Below are 23,522 nucleotides of genomic sequence, written 5' to 3' on the forward strand. Positions count from 1 at the left end.
GGCATGACGACGGTCGTACGGATCCTGCTCCGCCGGGTCGCCCTGCTGGTGCCGCTGCTCCTCGGCATCGTGCTGTTCGTGTTCCTGGTCATGCGGTTCTCGGACGTCGACCCGGCGTCCGCGTTCTTCCAGGGCGCCAATCCGACTCCGCGGCAGCTGCACGACTTCCGGGAGCGCAACGGGCTGCTGGACCCGCTGCCCGTGCGCTACGTCCACTTCGTCGGTGACCTGGTCCACGGCGACCTGGGCACCAGCGCGCTCACCCGTGCCCCGGTGGTCGACCAGGTCACCACCGCCCTGCCGCTCACCCTCCAGCTGACCTTCCTGGGCCTCGCCGTCGCGGTCGTGCTGGCGCTGACCGGCGGGGTGACGGCGGCGGTGTACCGGGACCGGCTGCCGGACCAGGTCATCCGGGTCGTCTCGCTGGTCGGGGTGGCCGCGCCGGGGTTCTGGCTGGCGCTGCTGATGATCCAGTACCTGGCCGTGGACCGGGGCTGGTTCCCGACCGGCGGCTACATCAACCCCGCCGACTCCGTCACCGGATGGCTGCGGACGATGGCGCTGCCCGCCTTCGCCCTGTCCCTGCCGGTCGCCGCCCAGCTGACCCGGATCGTCCGGACCTCGGTGGTGGAGGAGCTGGACAAGGACTACGTGCGCACGGCCGTCGGGAGCGGGCTGCCGCCCCGGGTGGTCGTCGGCCGGAACGTGCTGCGCAACGCCCTGGTCAATCCGCTGACCGTGCTCGGTCTGCGGGTCGGCTACCTGCTGGGCGGCGCCGTCGTGATCGAGACGATCTTCTCGCTGCCCGGCATGGGGAAGCTGATGATCGACGCCGTGCAGAACGGCGATCCGGCCGTCGTCCAGGGCGTCGTGCTGACCACGGCCACCGGGTTCGTCGTCGTCAACCTCGTCATCGACATCCTGTATCTGCTGGTCAACCCACGACTGAGGGCGGGCTGATGGTCACGCGCGCGAGTCTCGCCCAGCGGCTGTCGCGGCCCGGCGTCCGGCTGCGCGGCCCACGCAGGCTGCCGCTGCCGTCCAAGGCCGCCGTCTGCTTCCTGGCCCTGGTCGTCCTGGTCGCCGTCCTCGCGCCGGTGCTGGCGCCGCACGACCCGCTCGACCAGCAGGACCCGGCCGGCGGGACCGGGGCGCCGTCCGCCGGGCACTGGATGGGGCAGGACAGCCTGGGCCGGGACATCCTGAGCCGGCTGATGTACGGCGCCCGGTGGTCGCTGGCGATCGGGCTGGGGGCGACCGCGCTCGCGCTCGTGGTGGGCGCGCTGCTCGGGGCGCTCGCCGCGACCTCCCGCAAGGCGCTCGACGAGACGCTGATGCGCTGTCTGGACGTCGTGATGGCGTTCCCGGGGATCGCGCTCGCGGCCGTGCTGGTCGCCGTGTTCGGCGGCGGGATCAGCGTGCTGATCTGCGCGATCGCCTTCCTGTTCACGCCGCCGGTGGCGCGGGTGGTGCGGGCCAACGTGCTGGACCAGTACGGCGAGGACTACGTGACGGCGGAACGGGTGATCGGGGCCCGCACCCCGCACATCGTGCTGCGGCACGTGGCCGTCAACTGCGCTGCCCCGGTCCTGGTGTTCTGCACCGTCCAGGTCGCCGAGGCGATCGTCTTCGAGGCGTCGCTGTCCTTCATCGGCGCGGGTGTGCGGCCCCCGGACCCGTCCTGGGGCAGTGTCATCGCCGACGGCAAGAACATGGTGCTGACCGGTGGCTGGTGGGCGACCGTCTTCCCCGGTCTGCTGATCCTGCTCACCGTGCTGTCGCTGAACGTGCTGTCCGAGGGCGTGTCGGACGCGTGGGCGGCGCCCGCCCCGCGGGAGGTGAGGGCGCCCGAGGACCGGCTGGAGACACCCGAGCCGGGCACCGGTGAGGTGCTGCCGCTGCCCGGCCTCACCGAGGCCGCCCGGCGGCTGCGGTCCCGGGCGCGGCCGCTGCCCGACCGCGGCGGGCAGCCGGTGCTCGCCGTGGAGAACCTCGCCATCGGCTTCCCGGACCGGCACCGGGGCGTGGACATCGTGGCCGGGGTCAGCTTCGAGGTGCACCCCGGGGAGGTGCTCGGCCTGGTGGGCGAGTCGGGGTGCGGGAAGTCGCTGACCGCGCTCACGGTCATGGGGCTCCAGCCGAAGGGAGCGCGGGTGAGCGGCCAGGTGCGGTTCCGGCAGCGGAACCTGCTCACCGAGCCGGCGCGGGCGCGGCGGCGGCTGCTCGGCCACGAGATGGCCATGGTCTACCAGGACGCGCTGTCCTCGCTGAACCCGGCCATGACCATCCGTGCCCAGTTGAAGCAGCTCGTCCGGCGCGGTGGCCGCCGCGGGCCGCGGGAGCTGCTGGCGCTGGTCGGTCTCGACCCCGAGCGCACCCTGCGCAGCTATCCGCACGAGCTGTCCGGCGGGCAGCGCCAGCGGGTGCTGATCGCCATGGCCCTCTCCCGGGAGCCGAGGCTGATCGTCGCCGACGAACCGACCACCGCCCTGGACGTCACCGTGCAGGCGCAGGTCATGGAGCTGCTGCTCAGGCTGCGGGCGGAGCTGGGCTTCGCACTGATCCTGGTCTCGCACGACCTGGCGCTGGTCGCCGACGTCACCGACCGGGTGGTGGTGATGTACGGCGGGCAGATCGTGGAGACCGGGGTGACCGCGGACCTGGTGGCGGCCCCGGCCCACCACTACACGCGCGGGCTGCTCGGCAGTGTGCTCTCGCTGGAGTCGGCCGCGGAGCGGATGACCCAGATCAAGGGGGTCGTGCCGTCGCCCGCCGACTTCCCGGCGGGCTGCCGGTTCGCCGACCGCTGCCCGCTCGCCACCGAGGTGTGCCACCGCACCGCCCCGGTCCTCGCGGGCACCCCGGTGCACACGGCCGCCTGCCACCGTCCGGCGGTGGAGCTGACGTCCGCCGAGAGCGAGGAGGCCCTGCAGTGACCGCTGTCGTGGAGGTGCGGGACGCGCACGTCGTGCACAGGGCGCGCAGCGGCGGCCTGTTCCGGCGGGACCGGGTGTACGCCCTGACCGGCGCCGATCTCCGCGTCGCGGCCGGTGAGACGGTCGGTGTGGTCGGCGAGTCGGGGTGCGGGAAGTCGACGCTGGCGAAGGTGCTGGTCGGTGTCCAGCGCCCGGTGTCCGGGACGGTGTCGTTCGGCGGCCGGGACCTGTGGGCGATGCCGTCCGCGGAACGCCGGGCCACGGTCGGGGCGGGCACCGGCCTGATCTTCCAGGATCCGTCGACCGCCCTGAACCGCCGGCTGACGGTCCGCCGGGTGCTGCGTGACCCGCTGGACGTCCACCAGCGCGGCACCCGGGCCGAACGGGAGGACCGGGTACGGGAGCTGATGGCCCTGGTGGGCCTGCCCCGGGCGCTGGCCGACGCGCTGCCCGGGCAGCTGTCCGGCGGGCAGCGGCAGCGCGTCGCGATCGCCCGCGCGCTCGCCCTGGAACCGGCCCTGGTCGTCGCCGACGAGCCGACCAGCGCCCTGGACGTGTCGGTCCGGGCGCAGATCCTCAATCTGCTGCTCGACCTCAAGGAACGCCTGGGTCTCGCCCTGGTGTTCGTGTCGCACGACATCCAGACGGTGCGGCGGATGAGCGACCGGGTGATCACCATGTATCTCGGCCGGATCGTGGAGGAGACCCCGGCCGGCCGGGTCACCGACGCCGCCCGGCACCCGTACACCCGGGCCCTGTTCTCGGCCACGCCCGGCCTGCTGGACCCGATCGAGCCGATCCCGCTGAGCGGGCCGGTGCCGTCGGCGACCCGGCCGCCGAGCGGCTGCCCGTTCCGCACCCGCTGCTGGAAGGCCGACGAGGTGTGCGCGCGGGTGATGCCGGACTTCTCGGCCGCGTCGCAGCCCGGACACCGCTACCGTTGTCACCATCCTGTGGAGGAGGACACGTCGACCCGAGACCTAGCTCGCCAGGAGCCCTGAATGACCTTCCCCGCGCCCCTCACCGGTGTCGTCCCGCCCGTCTGCACCCCGCTCACGCCGGGGCGGGAGGTCGACGTGCCGTCGCTGCTGCGCCTGGTGGACTTCCTGGTGGAGGCCGGGGTGCACGGGTTGTTCCTGCTCGGCTCGACGTCGGAGGCGGCCTTCCTGACGGACGGGCAGCGCCGGCAGGTGGTCCAGGCGGTCACCGCGCACGTGGGCGGTCAGCTGCCGGTCCTGGCGGGCGCGATCGACATGACCACCCCGCGCGTCCTGGAGCACGTCTCGGCGGTCGCCGCGGCCGGCGCGCAGGCCGTCGTCGTCACCGCCCCGTTCTACACCCGCACCCATCCTTCGGAGATCGTCCACCACTACCGCCGGATCGCCGCCGCCAGCCCGGTCCCGGTGATCGCCTACGACATTCCGGTCGCCGTGCACACCAAGCTCCCCGCCGACCTGGTGCTGGGGCTCGCCGGGGACGGGGTGCTGGCCGGGATCAAGGACTCCAGCGGGGACCTGGCGGCTTTCCGGGAGATCGTCACGGGGGCCCGTGCCCACCCCGGGTTCAGCGTGCTGACCGGTTCCGAGCTGGTGGCCGACTCCGCGCTGGCGCTGGGCGCCGACGGGGCGGTGCCGGGTCTGGCCAACGTCGACCCGCACGGCTACGTGCGCCTGTACCGGCAGTGCCGGGCGGGTGACTGGGAGGGTGCGCGGGCCGAACAGGAGCGGCTGTGCGCGCTGTTCGGGATGGTCGGCGCCGGTGCCCCGGCGCGGATGGGCGGCGGTTCGGCGGCGCTGGGCGCGTTCAAGGCGGCGCTGCATCTGCGCGGGGTCATCGACTGCCCGGTGACCGCGGAGCCGCAGGTGCCGCTGTCCGGTGAGGAGGTCGAGCAGGTCGGCAAGTTCCTGGCCGCGGCCGGGCTGCTCGGCGTGGGGACGGACCGGCGGTAGACCCGAACGGGCGGTGGGCAGGGAGAAGCTGACCGAGTTCCGCCGGTTCATCACCGGCACCGGCGGCCCGCATACCGCCGCCCACCCGGGCGACAAGTGGGTGAAGCCCCATCGTCGCCCAGCTCAACTCCGTTGAGTCCACCCTCGGCCTCGTCGCCGGCTCCTGACCGGCGACGAGGCCGCGTTGTGGGTGGTCCCGCCGCGTTCGCAGACCCCTCGTCATGCGTCGTCGCCGCTGTCCCTCGGACACCACGGACGCCGAATGAGGCTCCACTTCGTCCGGGACACCGCCTTCCGCGAGGACGCCTCCAAGACCCGCACCGGGCACAGCCCCAGGAGCATGCGGACGAGTACCTTCCGCTGCTCCTGAGCGTGGAACCCCGCCTGATCACCCCCGGCCAGGAAGGTGACTACTTCAGCGGCGAGCAGGTCACAGCGTGGGGGATCGACCAGTTCTGGGGCCTCCCGGCGTACCCGCACACCCCGTACTACCGGACCTTCGAGACCTCGGTCGACGCCGGCGCCCACCTCTACGAGTTCGTCGTGCCCATGGTCCCCCCGAACTGGAACGAAAGACAGCGCGTCGAGGAGTACATCGCGCTGATGGAGCGGGGAACGGTTCCTACGGCGGTGGCTGTCTCCACGCTGGACGTGTGCCAGTCGGCTCTCGGCCTGGGAGATGATCCCTGCGCGCATTGGGGCCTGACCCACTTCCTTCTCGACGGCCACCACAAACTCGAGGCGGCCGCCACGACCGGCCGGCCGGTGCGGCTCCTCTCCCTCCTGACCCTGGGCGAGAGCCTGGCCACAGCGGACGACCGCGCCCGGCTGCCCGCTCTGCGCGCCCAACCCCGGTCCGCCCGAGCAACCGGCACCTGACTGATCGCGTTCGCGCCGACCTGTCGGATCTGGATGACAGCGTCTTAGACGGCTCGCACGTCCGTGCTCTCAGAGGGGGGATCGGGTTGGACCTTCGCCCGTCGACCGGTCCTGTCCCCGCTCCAAGCGCCATGTGATCGTCGACCGTCACGGGACACCGCTCGCCGTCATGCTCACCGGCGGCAACCGGCGGCAACCGGCGGCAACCGGCACGATGTCACCCAGTTGCTGACGACGTCTGCCACGACAGGCCCGGTCCCGGGCCTGTCGTAGTTGCCAGGCGCCTGTGCTGGTCGGCCAGGTGTTCGGCCGCGTCTCCTTGCAACAGATGCCGTGGCTCCGGCGTCGGGTCTGGTCTGCTGGTCAGCGGTCGAGGAGGGCGATACGGATGGCTCGTTCGACGTGCGCGGCGGTGTTGGCGTAGCCGTGGGCGTTGGGGTGGACCAGGGTGACACGCTTGTTGATGGGAGCGCAGTTCAGCAGGGTGCCGGGGAGCTTGGCGGGCCAGTAGTCCGCGGCATCGCCGCAGATCCCCTCAACCCACTTGGTGCCCGCGGGCTGACAGGCGTCGTGGCCCACGCTGGAGGAGTAGACGTCGACGTAGCGGTCGCCGAAGAACGACGTGACACGCTGGATCGTGCTGTTCAGCGGCTTGAGGACGTTTTCCCGGAGCCAGTCGACGTCGGCGTGCTTGATCAGGCCCAGCTCGGTGAGGGAGAGGCGGTTGCAGGCACTGCCCTCCTCCGGCAGGACGGCCGGATAGCCGACGGTGATCACCTTGGCGTCGGGTGCGGCCTCGTGCACCCTGGCCAGCATTTCGATGTACTCGTTCTGGACCCGGGCGAGCTTGTCCTGGATGCCCTCCTCTCCGTCGGGAGGGCTGGTGTAGTACTCGCGGCAGGTCTTGCCAGGTGTGGCGCCCAGTTCGAGGCACTTGAGGAGCATGCCTCCGAAGGGCAGGCTGTTGCCGCCGACGCCGATGGTCACGACGTCGGTGTTGTCGTTGAGCTTCGCTCGCTGGATCTGCGTGTCCACCGCGGGCCAGCCTCCGGCGGGGGGCTGGACCGGGCTGATCGGCGTCTGCCTGGACGTGGCGATGTCGGCGATGGTGGCGTTGCCGCAGCTGACGTTGGTCAGGTGGACGGGCTTGCCCGGCGGGAACTCGTCGAACTCCCGGTCGACCACGCCGGGGTAGGCGTCGCTGGTGCGGTCACATCCGTCCCGCGCCGCATCGCCGAGCGGAGGCTGCGGGTCCCCGACGAACCCGCCGGCGGTGTACGAGTCACCCAGCGCGGCCCACTGATACTGATCAGCCGCACCGGCGGAGCCCGAAGGCGCAAGCACGGATACCGCCAGCGTGAGCCCCACGGCCAGTGCTCCTGCTCGCAGGCGGGAGACAGGGTGCCGCATAGCTCCCCCGGGACGGGCCGGCAGGGCCGTCGGGGCGAGGGCTGCCAGCCTGCCCATGAACGTCGAACGCATCCACGGTCTCCATTCACTCAACGTAGTCATGCGACTACGGCATGAAGCTAGTTGAGGGCGGGTGACCGCCGGACGGGTGCGCCGGGTAAACCACCCGAGCGTATTGCGCTGAGGTCCGGCGCCAAGGCGAGTGCGCGGGTAGCCGACCGCTGACAGCAAAGAGATGTACCGCAGAGAGCTGATGGCGTCGGACCGCACCACGACGACATCGGCGCGCCGAAGGACAACCTCAATCTGAAACGATCAGCAAGACGGCATCGAAGGTCACGCCTGCGGGCCGACGTCAGCGCACACCCGAGCCGACCAGGCCCTGTCCGGCGGACCATGCGGCTTGGTGGCCGAGGTTCGTCGGCTGAGGCATGGGGCACGAACCGCGAGTGGTCGCTCCGGAAACCGCGTCTACCGCCGTCGGACGGTCGGGGAGGCCGGCGGTGCGACCACCGCATGATGATCGACGGAATCCCGTTCCGCGTGCGATCGAGCCCCGGCAGCCGCTCGCTCCACGGGGCGGCCATGGCCTGCCTCGGCTTCGTCGCGGTCCGCTGACGGCGTGATGTCGACGACGATCAGGCCGCCGTCCAGCAAGGCAGCGGCCGGTGCTGAAGCGCCGGAGCTTCGCACGCCGGAGTCCGACGGCTGACCGGTCGACGACGTGCACGGTGACGTACAGGTCTCCAGGCGCACCGCCGTTTTTGCCGGGCCGACGTCAGCGGGCGGCCCGGCGGGACCGCCCCAGCTCCCGGTGGACCGCCCAGGCGTCCCCGACCGGGCCCACGTGTCCGAGCTTGTCGGGGTTGGCCACCAGGTGGATCGTCCGGATCCGGCCGTCGATGACGTCGAGTGTCATGGTGTGCAGCACCCTGCCGTCGCGGTCGCGGAAGACCGCGCCCGGCCGGCTGTTGACCTCGTGCGGTTCGAACGTCACACCGAGCCGGGCCATGCTGGGGAAGACGGAGCCCAGCAGCCGGGACACGCGCTCGGCGCCCGTGACGGCCTGGGCCAGCTGCGGCGCCTTGCCGCCGCCGTCGCCGGCCATCGAGACGTCGGCGGAGAGCAGTTCCCGCAGCCCGGTGACGTCGCCCTCGCGGAGGGCGCCGAAGAACCGGGAAGCCAGTTCCTCCCGCTCGGTGCGGTCCGCCTCGAAGCGGGGCCGGCCCTCGGTCATGTGGCGCCGGGCCCGTACCACCAGCTGGCGGCAGGCCGCCTCCGAGCGGCCCACCGCGGAGGCGATCTCGGGGTAGCCGAAGTCGAACACCTCCCGCAGCACGAAGGCCGCCCGCTCCAGCGGGCTGAGGCGTTCGAGCAGCAGCAGGGCCGCCATGGACACCGAGTCGGCCAGCTCCGCCGACCGCGCGGGGTCCTCGTAGGGGTCGGCGAGCAGCGGCTCGGGGAACCACGGCCCGGCGTAGGTCTCCCGCCGGACGCGGGCCGAGCGCAGGACGTCGATGGAGAGCCGGGTCACCGTGGCGGACAGGAACGCCTTGACGGACCTGGGCCGGGTCGGGGACGCGGAGTAGCGCAGCCAGGTCTCCTGGACGGCGTCCTCGGCCTCGCTCACGCTGCCGAGGATCCGGTAGGCGATCGAGAACAGCAGGGGCCGCAGCTCCTCGAACTCCTCGGTCCCGCTCACAGGAATCGCCCCCCGGCGACGAACGCGGCAAGTGTCAGGTAGGCCAGGTTCAGCAACACGAACGCGGACTCGCCGCGACGGCCGTGGGTGATCATCGCACCGATCATCAGCGCGATCCAGCACAGGGCGGTCACCGGCACCAGCACCGGGACGACGCCCAGCGCGGCGGGCAGGACCAGGCCGGCCGCGGCCAGGAGTTCCAGCACGCCGAGGGTCTTCACGAATCCCGTGCCGGCGTCGCCGGTCCAGCCCCCGCCGTGCGCGGCGGCCAGCTTCTCCTTCGGCACGAACGTCTTGGTGACGCCGCCGAGCAGAGCCACCGCCGCCAGCAGTCCGGCGGCGAGCCACAGGACGAGGTTCATCATCCGCTCCTCGATCGGGGAAGGTCGTACCCCCCTACGACGAGACAGCCGTCCCGCCCGTGACACGCCCCGGCGTCCGGTGCAGCCGGATCCGGCGGAACTCCATCGACTCGTACGGGCCCCGGACACCGGTCTCGTAGAGGACCCCGATCGTGCCCGGGGCGAGCTGGACGAGGTCGGAGTAGGCGGCCGGGCGGGACGTGAGGGTGCCGAGCGCGGTGAAGGTGCGTCCGGCGTCCGCGCTGCCCCACAGGGCCAGGGCGCGGCGGGCGTACGGTACGGACGGCGCGGAGAACAGCAGGGGCGCCCCGGGGCCGCGCGCCTGCAGGACGCTGCCCTGGACCACGGGGACGGCGTCCAGGGCCGGCTGGGGGGCGTAGGGGCGGTCCAGGGTCCGGCCGCCGTCGCCGGAGTAGGTGTCGAGCCGGTTGCCGGGGGCGGTGCCATTCTGGTCGCGGGAGCTGAAGTAGACGCGGCCGTCCGGGAGCTGGGCGGCGCTGGTCTCGTTGGCGTTGGTCACGCCGTCGTACCCGTCGTCCACGAAGCCGAGGTGCCAGTGGCCGCCGCCGTCGTCGCTGTAGAGGGCGTGCCCGCCGTAGTACCTGGCCTCCTGTCCGGTGTCGCGGGAGCCGGCGGGCGGGGCCGCGGAGTGGTTGGCGGGGACCAGCAGCCGGCCGGGGTGCGGGCCCCGGGTGAGCGCGACCGCGTGGCCGGGGCCGGTGGCGTACCAGCGCCAGCCCGGCCGGGTCACCTCGGCCGTGATGTCCCGGGGGGCGGTGAAGCGCCGGCCGTCGTCCCAGCTGCGCTGTACGAAGACCCGGCGGCCCTGGGCCGGTGTGACCTGGCCGCGCATGATCTGCGCCTCTGTCACGGTCCCGGCGTTGGCGCAGGTCACCAGGACGACGGCGCCGGTGCGCGGGTCGACGACGGGGGCCGGGTTGCCCCGGGTGTGGCCCCGCCCGGCGGCCACCACGCTCAGCGGGCCCCAGGTGCAGCCGTCGTCGGTGGAGCGGCGCAGGACGACGTCGATGTCACCGGTGTCCGCGGCGCCGCCGCGCCGCCCTTCGGCGAAGGCCAGGACGGTGCCGTGCCGGGTCTTCACCACGGCCGGGATGCGGTAGACGGCGTAGCCGCCCTGCCCGGAGACGTACGGCGTGGAGGACCCGCAGCCGCCGGGCGCGGCGTGCGCGGGGATCCGGACGGTGAACGAGGTGAGGAGCACCAGGCCGGCGAGGAGGGAACGGCTGCGCGGGGTCACGCCCTGATGCTGCCCGCGGGGAGGGCGCCGCTCTTACTCCGTTCGGGTGGTCAGGACGGGGTACGGGCCGCGGCCAGCAGGCGGGTGACGTCGTCGGCGCAGATCGTGAGAGCCGCGCCGACGGTGACGAGGGCGTCGCGTTCGGCGGGGGTGTAGGGGCCGTCGGCGAGGGCGATGCGGGCGGCCTGGAGGAGCAGGGACTCGCGGCCGGCCGGGGCCAGGTGCGGGGCGAGCGGGTCCAGGGCCTCGTGCAGCTCTATGGTCAGCCCGGCCCCGCAGGGCTGCTCGAAGAACCGGCCGGTGTCGGCGGCGAGGGCCTCGACCAGGGCGGCCAGCTGGTCCTCGGTGCAGTCGGCGAAGCCGGCCGCGCGGACCGCGGCGGCGGCCGTCTCCAGGGCCGGGCGGGCACAGGTGCCGCTCGCGGCGAGCACGGCGAGGGCGACGGTGTGCACGGCGTCGCGGAGCATCGCGGAGAACCGCCGGGTGGTGGGGTGGTCCAGGACCTCGGTGCCGAAGTGGTCCTGGCAGGCCGCGCACTCGACGACCGGCCCGGTGGCGCCGCGCGGCAGGACGGGCACGCCGAGCAGGGTGAGCCTGCGGCGGCCGGTGAGCCGCTGGTAGTTGCGGTCGCCGCCGCAGCCGGGGCAGAAGAACTCGCCGTCCCCGACGGGTGTCCACGCGGTGCGGGTGCCCAGGATGCGCGCAGCCCTGGCGGCACGGCCGTCTCGTCCCCGTACTGGCAGCACGTCGCACCTCCGTAACCGCGCGGCAACATCGCCGTGCTGGCGTGATGTTAGCCACATCACCTCGGCGGAGTCAGTACCCCGTCGGAGACCTTTCCGTGACCGGAGGGGCGTGATGGCTGACAATCGACGGCGCCCCGGCCGCCGTGAGTGGCGGCCGGGGCGTCGAAAGGCCCGGTGGGACGGGGTCAGCGGGCCGCGCGGTTCACCGCGGAGACGACCGCCTTCAGCGAGGCACGCGTCGTGTTCGCGTCGATGCCGATACCCCACAGGACCTTGTCGCCGATCGCGCATTCGATGTAGGAGGCGGCCTGCGCGGAGGCGCCCTCGCTCATCGTGTGCTCCTGGTAGTCCAGCAGGCGTACGTCGATGCCGACGGTCTGCAGGGCGTCGAAGAAGGCCGAGATCGGACCGTTGCCGGAGCCGGTCAGGACGGTGTCCTCGCCGTCGACGGTGGCCTCGACGGTCAGGGTGTCCACGCCGTCGGTGTCCGTCGTGGACTGGCCGGTCTTGACCTGGATGCGGCCCCACGGGTTCTCGGGGTTCGGCAGGTACTCGTCCTGGAACACCGCCCAGATGTCCTTCGGCGTGATCTCGCCGCCCTCGGCGTCGGTCTTCACCTGGATGAGCTTGGAGAACTCGATCTGCATGCGGCGGGGCAGGTCCAGCTTGTGGTCGTTCTTCAGGACGTAGGAGATGCCGCCCTTGCCGGACTGCGAGTTGACGCGGATGACGGCCTCGTACGAGCGGCCGACGTCCTTCGGGTCGATCGGCAGGTAGGGCACCGCCCACTCGATGTCGTCCACCGTGACGCCCCTGGCCTTCGCGTCGGCCTCCATGGCGTCGAAGCCCTTCTTGATGGCGTCCTGGTGGGAGCCGGAGAAGGACGTGTAGACCAGGTCGCCCACGTACGGGTGGCGCGGGTGGACCTCCATCTGGTTGCAGTACTCCCACGTACGACGGATCTCGTCGATGTCGGAGAAGTCGATCTGCGGGTCGACGCCCTGGGAGAACAGGTTCATGCCCAGGGTGACCAGGTCGACGTTGCCGGTGCGCTCGCCCTGCCCGAACAGGCAGCCCTCGATGCGGTCGGCGCCCGCCATCAGGGCCAGTTCGGCGGCGGCGACCGCCGTGCCGCGGTCGTTGTGCGGGTGGACGGACAGGCACACGTACTCGCGGCGGGAGAGGTTGCGGTGCATCCACTCGAAGCGGTCCGCGTGCGTGGACGGGGTCGAACGCTCCACGGTGGCGGGCAGGTTGAGGATGATCTCGCGGCCCGGACCGGGCTGGTAGACGTCCATGACCGCCTCGCAGACCTCCAGTGCGAAGTCCAGCTCGGTGTCGGTGAAGATCTCCGGCGAGTACTGGTAGCCGAACTCGGTCTCCGGGCCCAGCAGTTTCTCGGCGTACTCCATCACCAGGCGGGTGCCGTCGACGGCGATCTGCTTGATGTCGTCCTTGGAGCCGCGGAACACCACCCGGCGGAACACGGGGGCCGTGGCGTTGTACAGGTGGACGGTGGCCCGCCTGGCGCCCTTCAGGGACTCCACCGTCCGCTCGATCAGGTCCTCGCGGGCCTGGGTCAGCACGGAGATGGTGACGTCGTCCGGGATCGCGCCCTCTTCCTCGATGATCGAGCGCACGAAGTCGAAGTCGGTCTGGCCGGAGGCGGGGAAGCCGACCTCGATCTCCTTGTAGCCCAGCTTGACCAGCTGGTCGAACATCCGGCGCTTGCGCTCGGGCGACATCGGGTCGATCAGGGACTGGTTGCCGTCGCGCAGGTCGGTGGAGAGCCAGCGGGGAGCGGCGGTGATCCGCTTGCCGGGCCAGGTGCGGTCCGGGATGTCGACCTGCTCGTAGCGGCCGTACTTGTGGATCGGCATGGGGCTGGGCTGCTGGCGGTTCGCCATGATGCGTAAGGCTCCTCAGGGTGTCCGGAAGGACGGCCGACGACGCAACGCCAAGCTCCGCGGGGAGGGAGTCGGCCTCGACTACAGGCCCTCGCCGCGGCAGCTAAGAAGAAGCAGCCAGGAACGCATGATGCTCCGCAGCCTAGCCGAGCCGCTCCGGGGCGCGCGGGCCTGTCCCAGTATGCGGGACCCCACGGCAAATCAGGACAAAAAGTGCGCAGCACCACATCGCCCTACCACACCGTCACGGAGCGTCGCGCTCCCTGTCCTGGTATTTCACCAATCATGGTGGCAGGTAGTGACACCGACATCACACAGTGCAATGGTGCCGGACATGACGACCAACGGGGGCTTCCAGCCCGTCTTCTGCACGATCGTCCCGCCCCACGTCCTGGACCGGCTCGCCCGCCACGAGGACCCCGCCCTGTCCGGCCCCGCCCGCCGGTCCCTGGAGCACGACGCCTACCAGCGCACCAAGCGCCGGCTGACCACGGTGATCGGCGCCCCCTCCGCCGCCGCGCCCGCGGGCGCCGCCGCCGACCGTCCGCACCGCACGGTCTACGACGCCGGGCACACCCAGGACCTGCCCGGCACCAAGGTCCGCGAGGAGGGCTCCGAGCCCGGCTCCGACGCCACCGTCAACCGCGCCTACGCGGGCCTCGGCGCCACCTTCGAGCTGTACCTGAAGGCGTACGGCCGGCACTCCATCGACGACCACGGGCTGCCGCTCGACGCCACGGTGCACTTCGGCGAGGGCTACGACAACGCCTTCTGGAACGGCGAACAGATGGTGTTCGGCGACGGCGACAACGAGATCTTCCTCGACTTCACCATCCCGGTGGACGTCATCGGCCACGAGCTGACCCACGGCGTCACCCAGCACACCGCCAACCTGACCTACTTCGGTCAGTCCGGCGCGCTCAACGAGTCGGTCTCCGACGTCTTCGGCTCGCTGATCAAGCAGTACACGCTGGGCCAGACCGCCGCCGAGGCCGACTGGCTGATCGGCGCCGGCCTCCTCGCCCCCCGCGTCACCGGCACCGCGCTGCGCTCGATGAAGGCCCCGGGCACGGCGTACGACGACGACGTCCTCGGCAAGGACCCGCAGCCGGCGACGATGGACGACTACGTCCACACCGGCCGCGACAACGGTGGCGTGCACATCAACTCGGGCATCCCCAACCACGCCTTCTACCTGGCCGCCACCGCCCTCGGCGGCCACGCCTGGGAGAAGGCCGGCCAGATCTGGTACGACGTCCTCACCGGCGGCGAACTGGCGGAGGACGCCCTCTTCGCCGACTTCGCCAAGCTGACGGTGAAGGCGACCCGGGAGCGGTACGGCGCCGGGGACGAGGCCCAGGCCGTGCAGAAGGCGTGGGACCAGGTGGGGGTGCGGAGTCTGTAGATCCGTACTAGACATCCACCCATGCGCATTCGAGTACGACGCACGGGCGGTTTCGCGGGCATCGAGCGCCGGGCCGAGGTGGACACCTCGGCCCGGCCCGACGCCGACGAGTGGCAGACCCTGGCCGGACGGGTCCTCGCCACGGGCCGGGGCACCCCGCCGGCGGGGGTCCCGGACGGCTTCGGCTACGAGATCACCGTGGACGGCCGCACGGTGTACGCGGCCGACCCCCGACTGTCGGACGACGAAAGGGAGTTGGTGTCGAGAGTCCTGAAGGAAGGCGCGTAGCGGCCCGTCCCGCTCCCGCCCGTTGACTTCGGCCGGCGGGGGTACGGATGATCCGCCCATGGCGACTGACACCGGCACCGAGATCCCCCGGTTCCCGGCCGGCTTCCTGTGGGGCGTGTCGACCTCCGCCCACCAGATCGAGGGAGCGGCCGACGAGCGGGAGCCGTCCGTCTGGGACGTGTTCACGGCCGAGCCCGGCCGGGTGAAGGACGGTTCGACGGCGGCGGTGGCGTGCGACCACTACCACCGCTACCGCGAGGACGTGGCCCTGCTGGCGGATCTCGGGATCGACGCCTACCGCTTCTCGGTCTCCTGGCCCCGCGTCGGCTCCCCGGGCGGCCTGGACTTCTACGACCGCCTCGTGGACGAGCTGTGCGCGGCGGGCGTGCGCCCGGTCCCGACCCTCTTCCACTGGGACCTGCCCGCTTCCCTGGACTGGCTCCGGCGGGACACCGCGGCCCGGTTCGCCGACCACGTGAGCGTGGTGGCGGACCGCCTCGGCGACCGGGTCACGAAGTGGATCACCCTCAACGAGCCCGCGGAGCACACCCTGCTCGGGCACGCGCTCGGCGCGCACGCCCCCGGCAGGCGGCTGCTCTTCGACGCCCTCCCGGCCGCCCACCACCAGCTCCTCGCCCACGGCCTCGCGGTACGGGCGCTGCGCGCGGCCGGCGCCACGGACATCGGCATCGCCAACTCCCACGGCCCGGTCCGGGCCGCCTCGGCGGAACAGGCCGACGTGGAGGCCGCGGACCTCTACGACCTCCTGCTCAACCGGCTCTTCGCCGAGCCGGTCCTCCTGGGCGCCTACCCGGACGGCATCGGCGAGCTGATGCCGGGCGACGTGGAGGCGGACCTGAAGGTGATCGCCGAACCGGTCGACTGGTACGGCGTCAACTACTACGCGCCCTCGCGGGTCGGCGCGCCGGGAGACGGCGACACCGAGTACGGCGGCCTCACGCTCCCGGACGGGCTCCCCTTCTCCCTGCGGGAGATCGAGGGCCGCCCGGTCACGGACTTCGGCTGGCCGGTGGTCCCGGAGGGCCTCACCGAACTGCTCACCGGCTTCCGCGACCGCTACGGCGACCGGCTCCCGCCCGTGATCATCACCGAGAACGGCTGCTCCTACGAGGGCCTCGACGACCAGGACCGCATCACCTACCTGGACGCCCACATCCGGGCCCTGCACACGGCACTGGCGGCCGGGGTCGACGTGCGCGGCTACTTCGTGTGGTCCCTGCTGGACAACTTCGAGTGGGCGGAGGGCTACGCCCGCCGCTTCGGCCTGGTGCACGTGGACTTCGAGACCCTCACCCGCACCCCGAAGTCCTCCTACCACTGGTTCCGGGAGGTGCTGCGGGCGCAGAGGTGACCCGCCGGACGAGGACGACCGCGCACCGGACGAACCTGCCGGGGAGCCGCTCCCCCCGCGGCGCGCGTCGTCCCTCGAGTGACCGCGGGGCCGGGCCGGGTGGCTAGAAGCCCAGTCGCCGCAGCTGCTTCGGGTCGCGCTGCCAGTCCTTCGCCACCTTCACGTGCAGGTCCAGGAAGACCGGCGTCCCCAGCAGCGCCTCGATCTGCTTGCGGGACTTGATGCCGACGTCCTTGAGCCGCTTGCCCTTGGGGCCGATGATGATGCCCTTCTGGCTGGGGCGCTCGATGTAGACGTTGGCGTGGATGTCCAGCAGCGGCTTGTCCGCCGGACGGTCCTCACGCGGGAGCATCTCCTCCACGACCACCGCGATGGAGTGCGGCAGCTCGTCCCGGACGCCTTCCAGCGCGGCCTCGCGGATCAGCTCGGCGATCATCACCTGCTCGGGCTCGTCCGTGAGGTCGCCCTCCGGGTAGAGCGCCGGGCCCTCGGGCAGCATCGGGATCAGCAGGTCGGCCAGCAGATCGACCTGCTTGGACCCCACGGCCGACACCGGCACGATCTCCGCCCACTCGATGCCCAGTTCCTTGCCCAGCTGGTCGATGGCGATCAGCTGCTCGGCGAGGGTCTTGGAGTCGACCAGGTCGGTCTTCGTCACGATGGCGACCTTCGGGGACTTCTTGATCCCCGCCAGCTCCTTGGCGATGAAGCGGTCACCGGGACCGATCTTCTCGTTCGCCGGCAGGCAGAAACCGATCACGTCGACCTCGGCCCACGTGGTCCGTACGACGTCGTTGAGCCGCTCGCCGAGCAGCGTGCGCGGCTTGTGCAGCCCCGGGGTGTCGACCAGGATCAGCTGGGCGTCGGGCCGGTGCACGATGCCGCGTACCGTGTGCCGCGTGGTCTGCGGCTGGTTCGCGGTGATCGCCACCTTCTGCCCGACCAGAGCGTTCGTGAGGGTGGACTTGCCCGCGTTGGGACGGCCCACGAAGCAGGCGAAGCCGGCACGGTGGGCGGTCTCGGCCGGCTGCTCGGATGACGGGGTGCGAACGCTCATGGCGTTCATTGTCCCTGATCCACGAGGCTCCGCCGTACCGCGCGGTCCCGGTGGTCCACGAGGCTCCGCCGTACCGCGCGGTCCCGGTGACCCTCGGGCGATGAAACGTCACGGAAACACACCTGTACGCGGCCGGAAACGCGCACCCGTGACCCTCTGACGCAGCCCCCACACCGTTGGAGACGCCCGTGACCCTCGCCGCAGCCCACGCAGACACCGGCGACACCGCCTGGCTGCTCGCCGCGACCGCACTCGTCCTGCTGATGACGCCGGGCCTGGCCCTGTTCTACGGCGGCATGGTCCGTACGAAGAGCGTCCTGAACATGCTGATGATGAGTTTCGTGTCGATCGCCCTGGTCACGGTGGTGTGGCTGGCGGCCGGATACTCCCTCGCCTTCGGGGAGGACGTCGGCGGCGGTCTGATCGGCGGCCTGGAACACGCCGGTATGCGCGGGATCGGTCCGACGGGCGTCCACGGCACGGTCCCCACCCTTCTCTTCGCCACCTTCCAGCTGACCTTCGCGGTCATCACGGCCGCGCTGATCAGCGGCGCGGTGGCCGACCGGGCGAAGTTCTCGGCGTGGCTGGTCTTCGTCCCCGTCTGGGCCCTCCTCGTATACGTTCCGGTGACGCACTGGGTGTGGGGGCCGGGTGGCTGGATTCTCGACGACCTCGGCGCGCTGGACTTCGCGGGCGGCCTTCCGGTCGAGATCACCTCCGGTGCCTCGGGTCTCGCCCTGTGTCTGGTCCTCGGCCCCCGCCTCGGCTTCAAGAAGGACGCCATGCGCCCGCACAACCTGCCGATGGTGATCCTCGGCGCGGGCCTGCTCTGGTTCGGCTGGTTCGGTTTCAACGCGGGTTCCGCGCTCGGTGCGAACGGTCTCGCCGCCGCCGCGTTCCTCAACACCCTCGCCGCCGGCTGCACCGGGCTGCTCGGCTGGCTCTTCGTCGAGCAGCGGCGCGACGGTCATCCGACCACCCTGGGCGCCGCCTCGGGCGCGGTGGCCGGCCTGGTCGCGGTCACCCCGTCGTGCGGCGCGGTCTCCCTGCTCGGCGCGCTCGTCGTGGGCCTCGCCGCCGGTGTCGTCTGCTCGTACGCCGTGAGCTGGAAGTTCCGGCTGAACTACGACGACTCCCTGGACGTCGTCGGTGTCCACCTGGTCGGCGGGATCATCGGCACCGTGCTGATCGGCCTGTTCGCCGAGAAGGCGATGACCGGTGGCGCGGAGGGACTGTTCTACGGCGGCGGGCTCGCCCCGCTCGGCAGGCAGCTGCTCGCCGTGGTGGCCGTGGGCGGGTACGCCTTCTCGGTGACGTACGGCCTCGGCAGGCTGATCGACAGGCTGCTGGGCTTCCGGGCGAGCGAGGAGCAGGAGCACACCGGCCTGGACCTTACGGTGCATGCCGAGACGGCATACGATCACGGCGTCCTGGGCCACGGCGCCCCGGTCAGCTCCTCCGTCCTCTCCCCCGCCCAGAAGGTCAAGAGCCAGGCATGAAGCTCATCACCGCGATCGTCAAGCCCTACCGTCTGGACGAGGTCAAGACCGCTCTGCAGGAGCTGGGGGTGCACGGGCTGACCGTGACCGAGGCGAGCGGCTACGGCCGCCAGCGCGGTCACACCGAGGTGTACCGGGGGGCCGAGTACCGGGTGGATCTGGTGCCGAAGGTGCGTATCGAGGTCGTGGTGGAGGACGCCGTCGCCGAGGACGTCATCGACGCGGTCGTCAGGGCCGCGCAGACGGGGAAGATCGGGGACGGGAAGGTGTGGTCCGTTCCGGTGGAGACGGTCGTGCGGGTGCGCACCGGCGAGCGCGGGCCCGACGCGCTCTGACCAGCAGCGCCCCGGTCAGCGCACCGGCGGCGAGGACCAGCGCCACCATCAGCCAGGGCAGCGCGAGGAAGCCGGCCCCGGCCGACTGGCGGGTGCCGGGCGCGCTCGCGGTCAGGGTCACGTCGCCCCGGTCGAACTGCGGCGCCCCGCGCCAGGTCTCGGTGAGCCGTACCCGCTGGCCCGGCAGCAGTTCGGCGGGCACCCGGGCGAGGTCCCGGTCGAGCAGCGTACGGCCGAACAGCCCGCGCGCCGTCAGCTCCACCCTGGGGGCGAGGGTGACGTTGCCGGTGTTGCGCAGGGTGTAGGAGATGGTCGCCGTGCTGTCGCCGAGGCCGGGGACGAGCGGCTGATGGTGGCTGACACGCACGTGTTCGACGGAGAGGGCGGGCAGCGTGGGCCCGCCGACGCGGAGGTAGACACGGGCGCCGACGGCCCGCTGCACCCCGAGGGCGAGCTTTCCGCTGCCGGGGGCGATCCGCTCGTCCAGGGCCACGACGGCGCCGGGGTGGTCGCCCGGCACGGCGTCGTCGGGGACGCGCAGGGTGAAGGGCACGGTGACGGTGCGGTGGGCCGGCACGGTGACGCGGGTCTTCGCGGGTCTGGCCCAGGCGCCCACCCCGCGCATGTGTTCCCTCAGGGTGCGCACGGCGAAACCGCCGTCCCGGGTGGTGTTGTAGGCGTCGGCCGCGTAGAGCCGGAAGGTGAGCGGCCGGCCGGTCTTGTTCTGGACGGCGACCCGGTCGGTGAGGGTCTGGCCGGGTTCGGCGGTGAGGGTGAAGTAGGGCCGCGCGGCGACCTCTGAGGCGACCGGGTAGACGGACCAGCTGCCGTTGTCGGCGCCGTGGGCGGTGCCGGACGGCAGGCCGAGGAGGAGGAGCAGGCTCAGGAGGAGGGCGTACGGCGTGCGCATGGGTGCGGACCCCCGCGTGGGCTCGGGCGGGCGGTGGCGGTCGGACGGGTGCGGCCCCGGTCGTACGGCGGGGCGCCCGGCCACCGGTGTCGGTTGCGCTCGGTCAGGTGAGGGTGAGGGTCAGGACTCCGGAGTACGAGCCGGGGGGTGTGAACGCCGGTACGTCCAGGGAGAGGCCGGCGTCGACGGTGAACTCGCCGCCGGTGAGGGTGCCGTTCGGGGTGGAGGCGAGGGTCGCTCCCGAGGTGCCGACGGTGCCCGCGGTGCCTGCCTTGCAGGTGCTGGGGCTGCCCGCCTTGGTCGCGCAGGCCGGGGTCCAGCTGAGCCTGCCCGCGTCGACCTTGGCGCCGGGGCCGCTGAAGTCGGTGACCTTGCCGGTCAGGGACCAGCCGGCGGGGCCGCCGCGGAAGTCCTTGACGGTCACCGTGTTCAGGGCGCCGGTGGAGGCTCCGCCCTGGCCGAAGTCGACCGCCGACAGGGCGACGGAGTCCCCGGCCTGGGACATGGACAGGGTGCCCGCCTTGACGGTGGTGGTCAGCTTCTGGCTGCCGTCCGGGACGGGTGTGGTGTCGTTGACGGCGTAGGCCGCGGGACCGGCACCCTTGTCCGCGTTCCAGGAGCCGCCCTCGTAGGCCACGATCCCGGTCGTCGCCGTGTCGTTGACGACGAGGGAGCCGCTGAAGGAGCCCTGGGCGTTCGCGGTCACGGTCGCGGTGTCCGCGGTCTGGGTGTCACCGGCCCGGCCGGCCAGGGTGACGGCCGCGCCCGGGGTGAAGTGCGTCCCGCTGACGGTGACCGCGGCGCCGGGGTCACCGGAGGCGGAGCCGAGCGAGATGGACCGGGTGTTGGCCGGGGTGCCGTCGGTCGCGGTCACGGTCTGCGAGACCGGGGCGGGCGGCGTGATGACGGTACAGGGGGTGTCCAGCTCCAGGATGTAGCTGGTGTGGATGTTGTAGTCGCCGGGCGAGAGGGTGATCCGGCCGGGCGCGGTGACGGTGAACGTGCCGGTCATGGAGAAGGACGGGAAGGCGGCCCGCCCCGGCACCGGCGGGTTCTTCTTCGGTCCGGCGACGGTCACGCCGCCGGTCTGGGCGCCGCCGAGGGTGACCTTGCCGGTCGGCGTCATGATGTCGGCCGGCAGGGCCAGGTCGGTGGGGTTGCTGGCGGCGGCGGTGACCACCGTGTAGGTCACGGTGACCGTGTCGCCGACCTTCGGGGTGGTGTTGTCCACCGACACGCTCGCGGTGGTGGTGCCGTCGATCGGCGGGATGCCGGCGACGGCGGGCGGGATGCAGTGCGTGGCGAAGTCCACGTTCGTGCCGGCGGCGCCGGCCGGGCAGGCCAGCGCGCCGCCCGCGGTGACCGCGAGGGCGGTCGCCCCGAGCAGTGACGCCCAGCGCCACCGTCGGGCTCTTCGGGGTGTCGAACCCATGGGCCCCCTCCTGAGGGTCGCTGGCGCAGCGGCTCGTCTGCGCCGACAGGGGGCATTGATGTGGAGCGGGGGTGAGAAGTCAATGGAGATGCCGCAGAAATCTGACGGATCATCAGTTTCTGCGGCATCCGGAACAGATGACCCGGGGCGGTCAGCTGAAGACGAACGGGCCGGGCGCCTGCCTGGCCGTCGCCGTACAGGTCACCGTGACCCCGAAGATCACCATTTTCAGCGAGCCGCCGTAGGCGTCCAGGCTAGCGCCGGAGGTGACGGTGCCGGGGAGCGGGCCGACGCTGACGGAGGAGCCCGCGCTCATGGCCGGGTTCTTCGTACCGCTGAACACGACGGTGCCGCCGCCGGCCTTGGCCATGGTGAGCGTGGAGGTGATCGTGTCCTGGGCCACCGCGACCGGCGCGGTGATCGCGGAGGAGGTCAGGGTGAGGGTGGCCGAGGTGCCGCTCTGGGTGGCGGTGAGCGTGGCCGCGCCACCGCCGAAGATGCCGCAGCTCGCGTTGATGGTCGCCGTCTGGGGAGTGACGGCGGCCGCGGTGGGCGCGAAGGCGAGTCCGGTGACCGCGAGGGCCCCGGCGGCCAGTGCCGCACCTGTTGCCGTGCGCTTGCCTCTCATGGGGATCCGCTTCCCTTTCCGTTGGGAGGTGCCGTGTGGGGACGCCGACGGACGGGGATGCCGGAGCAGGCGGGTGCGGGCACACTGCGCGGCGGTGCGGATCTGACGGCCCGTCGGAACCTATGGCCCATTGACGCGCCGCACGGAGGACCCAACAAGGTTGAATTCCAGCCGACCTTCTGTTCGGTCGGCGTCCGCTCAGCCGGCGGAGACCGTCACCCGCACCGTCCCGTCGGGCCCGGCCAGCAGCACCGGCGTACGGGCACCCCCCAGGTCGGCGACGGCGGCCCGGTCCTCGTCCGGCACCGACTCCGCCTCGCTCACCACCGCCGCCGCCTCCAGGGAGGTGGCACCGGAGGCCACGGCCATGGCGACGGCCGTACGCAACGCGCTGAGCTTCAGCGAGGCCAGCTCCACCGACCCGGCGACATACGTACGCCCGGTGTCGTCGCGTACGGCCGCCCCCTCGGGCACACCGTTGCGGGCCCGCGCGGAACGGGCCAGGGTCACGATCTTGCGGTCCTCGGGGTCAAGCGCGTTGCTCTCGGTCATGCCCAGAGCATACGAAGCCGCCGCGGGTTCACCCCGCCACGGGGTACATCGCGCCCCGCCGTCCCTCGGGGGAGGCGAGCCACTCCAGCTTCGCCGCGGTGTTCGCCTCGTCCAGCGGGGTGTGCAGCACGATCAGCAGATCGGGCCGGGCCGGCACCTTCATCGCGGTCGACTCCACGACCAGCAGCCCGGCCGCCGGATGGTTCAGCTCCTTGCGGATCTGCCCCTGGTCCTCGATGTCCCGCTGCGCCCACATCTGACGGAACTCCGCGCTGGCCGCGCTGACCTCGGCGAGCACCGACTGGAACCCCTCGTCGTCCGGCCGGGCCGCGCACGCGGCCCGGAACTGCGCCACGACGGTGCGCGCGTTCCGCTCCCAGCTGTTGCTGCGCGACCGGTACAGCGGGTCGACGAAGAAGTCGACCAGGCAGTTCTGGGTGCGGTCCTGCCGCATCCCGAGCACGACCGCCGCCGCGTCGTTGTACATCACGCAGTTGTAGTACAGGTCCATGATGTGCGCCGGGTACGGCATCCAGGTGTCGATCAGGCGGCGCAGCCCGTCGCACATGTCCCGCCGGCCGTCCACGACTTCGGGCGTGGGCGGGTTCAGCCCGGCCAGCAGGTACAGGTGCCGGCGTTCGGCGTCGCTGAGCCGGAGCACGCGGGCGACGGCGTCGAGGACCTGCGGGGAGACGGAGATGTCCCGCCCCTGCTCCAGCCACTGGTACCAGGAGGCACCCACCCCGGCGAGCACGGCGACCTCCTCCCGGCGCAGTCCGGGCGTACGTCGCCGGCCGCCGCCGCCCGGCAGTCCGGCGTCCTGCGGACTGACCCGGGCCCGCCGGCTCATCAGGAACTCGCGCAGCTCGTCGTGCCGTCGGCTCCTCGGCGCCCC

Annotated in this window: 21 protein-coding genes and 3 pseudogenes; 12 read left to right on the forward strand and 12 right to left on the reverse strand. The window is 72.1% G+C overall.

Going from position 1 to position 23,522, the window contains the following annotated elements:
* Nucleotides 1–3: 3 nt before the first annotated feature.
* The 7 genes and pseudogenes from GT045_RS37110 to GT045_RS39290 form a co-directional block, all read left to right on the forward strand.
* Nucleotides 4–960 carry an ABC transporter permease gene (locus tag GT045_RS37110; RefSeq protein ID WP_161336908.1) on the forward strand — a complete coding sequence of 319 codons (957 nt, stop codon included), beginning with the start codon at nt 4–6 and terminating at the stop codon, nt 958–960.
* On the forward strand, nt 960–2,936 hold the full coding sequence (locus GT045_RS37115; protein ID WP_161290174.1) for a dipeptide/oligopeptide/nickel ABC transporter permease/ATP-binding protein: 1,977 nt from the start codon (nt 960–962) through the stop codon (nt 2,934–2,936). The genes GT045_RS37110 and GT045_RS37115 overlap by 1 nt, the downstream gene beginning before the upstream one ends.
* Nucleotides 2,933–3,937, forward strand: a complete 1,005-nt coding sequence (locus GT045_RS37120; protein WP_161290171.1) for an ABC transporter ATP-binding protein — start codon at nt 2,933–2,935, stop codon at nt 3,935–3,937. The genes GT045_RS37115 and GT045_RS37120 overlap by 4 nt, the downstream gene beginning before the upstream one ends.
* The gene (locus tag GT045_RS37125; RefSeq protein ID WP_161336909.1) at nt 3,938–4,885 is read left to right on the forward strand and encodes a dihydrodipicolinate synthase family protein; all 948 of its coding nucleotides are present in this window, start codon (nt 3,938–3,940) and stop codon (nt 4,883–4,885) included.
* Between the two features lie 4 nt (nt 4,886–4,889).
* Nucleotides 4,890–5,052: pseudogene (locus tag GT045_RS40335) on the forward strand (RacP protein); the annotation flags it as partial.
* A 181-nt stretch (nt 5,053–5,233) separates the two neighbouring features.
* Nucleotides 5,234–5,764: pseudogene (locus tag GT045_RS37135) on the forward strand (hypothetical protein); the annotation flags it as partial.
* A gap of 26 nt (nt 5,765–5,790) precedes the next feature.
* Nucleotides 5,791–5,995: pseudogene (locus GT045_RS39290) on the forward strand (IS5/IS1182 family transposase); the annotation flags it as partial.
* A gap of 132 nt (nt 5,996–6,127) precedes the next feature.
* Here GT045_RS39290 and GT045_RS37140 read toward each other — a convergent pair.
* The 6 genes from GT045_RS37140 to leuA form a co-directional block, all read right to left on the reverse strand.
* Complete coding sequence (locus GT045_RS37140; RefSeq protein WP_345942874.1) at nt 6,128–7,108, reverse strand: SGNH/GDSL hydrolase family protein; 981 nt, start codon at nt 7,106–7,108, stop codon at nt 6,128–6,130.
* A gap of 844 nt (nt 7,109–7,952) precedes the next feature.
* Nucleotides 7,953–8,876 carry an RNA polymerase sigma-70 factor gene (locus GT045_RS37145; RefSeq protein ID WP_161336911.1) on the reverse strand — a complete coding sequence of 308 codons (924 nt, stop codon included), beginning with the start codon at nt 8,874–8,876 and terminating at the stop codon, nt 7,953–7,955.
* Complete coding sequence (locus GT045_RS37150; protein WP_161336912.1) at nt 8,873–9,238, reverse strand: DoxX family protein; 366 nt, start codon at nt 9,236–9,238, stop codon at nt 8,873–8,875. Before GT045_RS37150 ends, GT045_RS37145 begins: the two co-directional genes overlap by 4 nt.
* Nucleotides 9,239–9,272: 34 nt before the next feature.
* The gene (locus tag GT045_RS37155; RefSeq protein ID WP_161336913.1) at nt 9,273–10,496 is read right to left on the reverse strand and encodes a sialidase family protein; all 1,224 of its coding nucleotides are present in this window, start codon (nt 10,494–10,496) and stop codon (nt 9,273–9,275) included.
* A 50-nt stretch (nt 10,497–10,546) separates the two neighbouring features.
* Complete coding sequence (locus GT045_RS37160; RefSeq protein WP_161297451.1) at nt 10,547–11,242, reverse strand: TerB family tellurite resistance protein; 696 nt, start codon at nt 11,240–11,242, stop codon at nt 10,547–10,549.
* Between the two features lie 185 nt (nt 11,243–11,427).
* Entirely contained in the window at nt 11,428–13,149 is a 1,722-nt protein-coding gene (gene leuA / locus GT045_RS37165) for a 2-isopropylmalate synthase (RefSeq protein ID WP_161297449.1), read from the reverse strand.
* A gap of 334 nt (nt 13,150–13,483) precedes the next feature.
* Here leuA and GT045_RS37175 point away from each other — a divergent pair, with 334 nt between their 5' ends.
* The 3 genes from GT045_RS37175 to GT045_RS37185 are packed head-to-tail and all read left to right on the forward strand — an operon-like array spanning nt 13,484 to nt 16,214.
* Entirely contained in the window at nt 13,484–14,554 is a 1,071-nt protein-coding gene (locus GT045_RS37175; protein ID WP_161336914.1) for a M4 family metallopeptidase, read from the forward strand.
* Between the two features lie 21 nt (nt 14,555–14,575).
* The gene (locus GT045_RS37180) at nt 14,576–14,842 is read left to right on the forward strand and encodes a protealysin inhibitor emfourin (RefSeq protein WP_161336915.1); all 267 of its coding nucleotides are present in this window, start codon (nt 14,576–14,578) and stop codon (nt 14,840–14,842) included.
* 58 nt (nt 14,843–14,900) lie between these two features.
* Nucleotides 14,901–16,214 (forward strand): GH1 family beta-glucosidase, encoded by a 1,314-nt coding sequence (locus GT045_RS37185; protein ID WP_161297443.1) that lies wholly within the window; start codon nt 14,901–14,903, stop codon nt 16,212–16,214.
* Nucleotides 16,215–16,317: 103 nt separating this feature from the next.
* Here GT045_RS37185 and era read toward each other — a convergent pair whose 3' ends face one another.
* The gene (gene era / locus GT045_RS37190; protein ID WP_161297441.1) at nt 16,318–17,271 is read right to left on the reverse strand and encodes a GTPase Era; all 954 of its coding nucleotides are present in this window, start codon (nt 17,269–17,271) and stop codon (nt 16,318–16,320) included.
* 188 nt (nt 17,272–17,459) lie between these two features.
* Here era and GT045_RS37195 point away from each other — a divergent pair, with 188 nt between their 5' ends.
* Entirely contained in the window at nt 17,460–18,770 is a 1,311-nt protein-coding gene (locus tag GT045_RS37195) for an ammonium transporter (RefSeq protein ID WP_161297439.1), read from the forward strand.
* Nucleotides 18,767–19,105, forward strand: a complete 339-nt coding sequence (locus GT045_RS37200) for a P-II family nitrogen regulator (RefSeq protein WP_161297437.1) — start codon at nt 18,767–18,769, stop codon at nt 19,103–19,105. Before GT045_RS37195 ends, GT045_RS37200 begins: the two co-directional genes overlap by 4 nt.
* On the opposite strand, the gene GT045_RS37205 is transcribed toward GT045_RS37200, so the two are convergent.
* From GT045_RS37205 to GT045_RS37225, 5 genes are all read right to left on the reverse strand, one after another.
* Nucleotides 18,999–20,015, reverse strand: coding sequence for a DUF916 domain-containing protein (locus GT045_RS37205; protein ID WP_161336916.1), 1,017 nt, complete (start codon nt 20,013–20,015; stop codon nt 18,999–19,001). The two genes, GT045_RS37200 and GT045_RS37205, sit on opposite strands and share 107 nt — an antisense overlap.
* A gap of 103 nt (nt 20,016–20,118) precedes the next feature.
* Nucleotides 20,119–21,447: a beta-xylosidase gene (locus GT045_RS37210; protein WP_161336917.1), complete on the reverse strand. Its 1,329-nt coding sequence runs from the start codon at nt 21,445–21,447 to the stop codon at nt 20,119–20,121.
* Between the two features lie 151 nt (nt 21,448–21,598).
* Entirely contained in the window at nt 21,599–22,075 is a 477-nt protein-coding gene (locus GT045_RS37215) for a hypothetical protein (RefSeq protein ID WP_161336918.1), read from the reverse strand.
* Between the two features lie 198 nt (nt 22,076–22,273).
* Nucleotides 22,274–22,627 (reverse strand): cytidine deaminase, encoded by a 354-nt coding sequence (locus GT045_RS37220; RefSeq protein ID WP_161336919.1) that lies wholly within the window; start codon nt 22,625–22,627, stop codon nt 22,274–22,276.
* 28 nt (nt 22,628–22,655) lie between these two features.
* Nucleotides 22,656–23,477, reverse strand: a complete 822-nt coding sequence (locus GT045_RS37225) for a helix-turn-helix transcriptional regulator (protein ID WP_237539178.1) — start codon at nt 23,475–23,477, stop codon at nt 22,656–22,658.
* Nucleotides 23,478–23,522: the final 45 nt, after the last annotated feature.

The sequence above is a fragment of the Streptomyces sp. SID486 genome, from assembly GCF_009865385.1.
Taxonomy (GTDB): domain Bacteria; phylum Actinomycetota; class Actinomycetes; order Streptomycetales; family Streptomycetaceae; genus Streptomyces.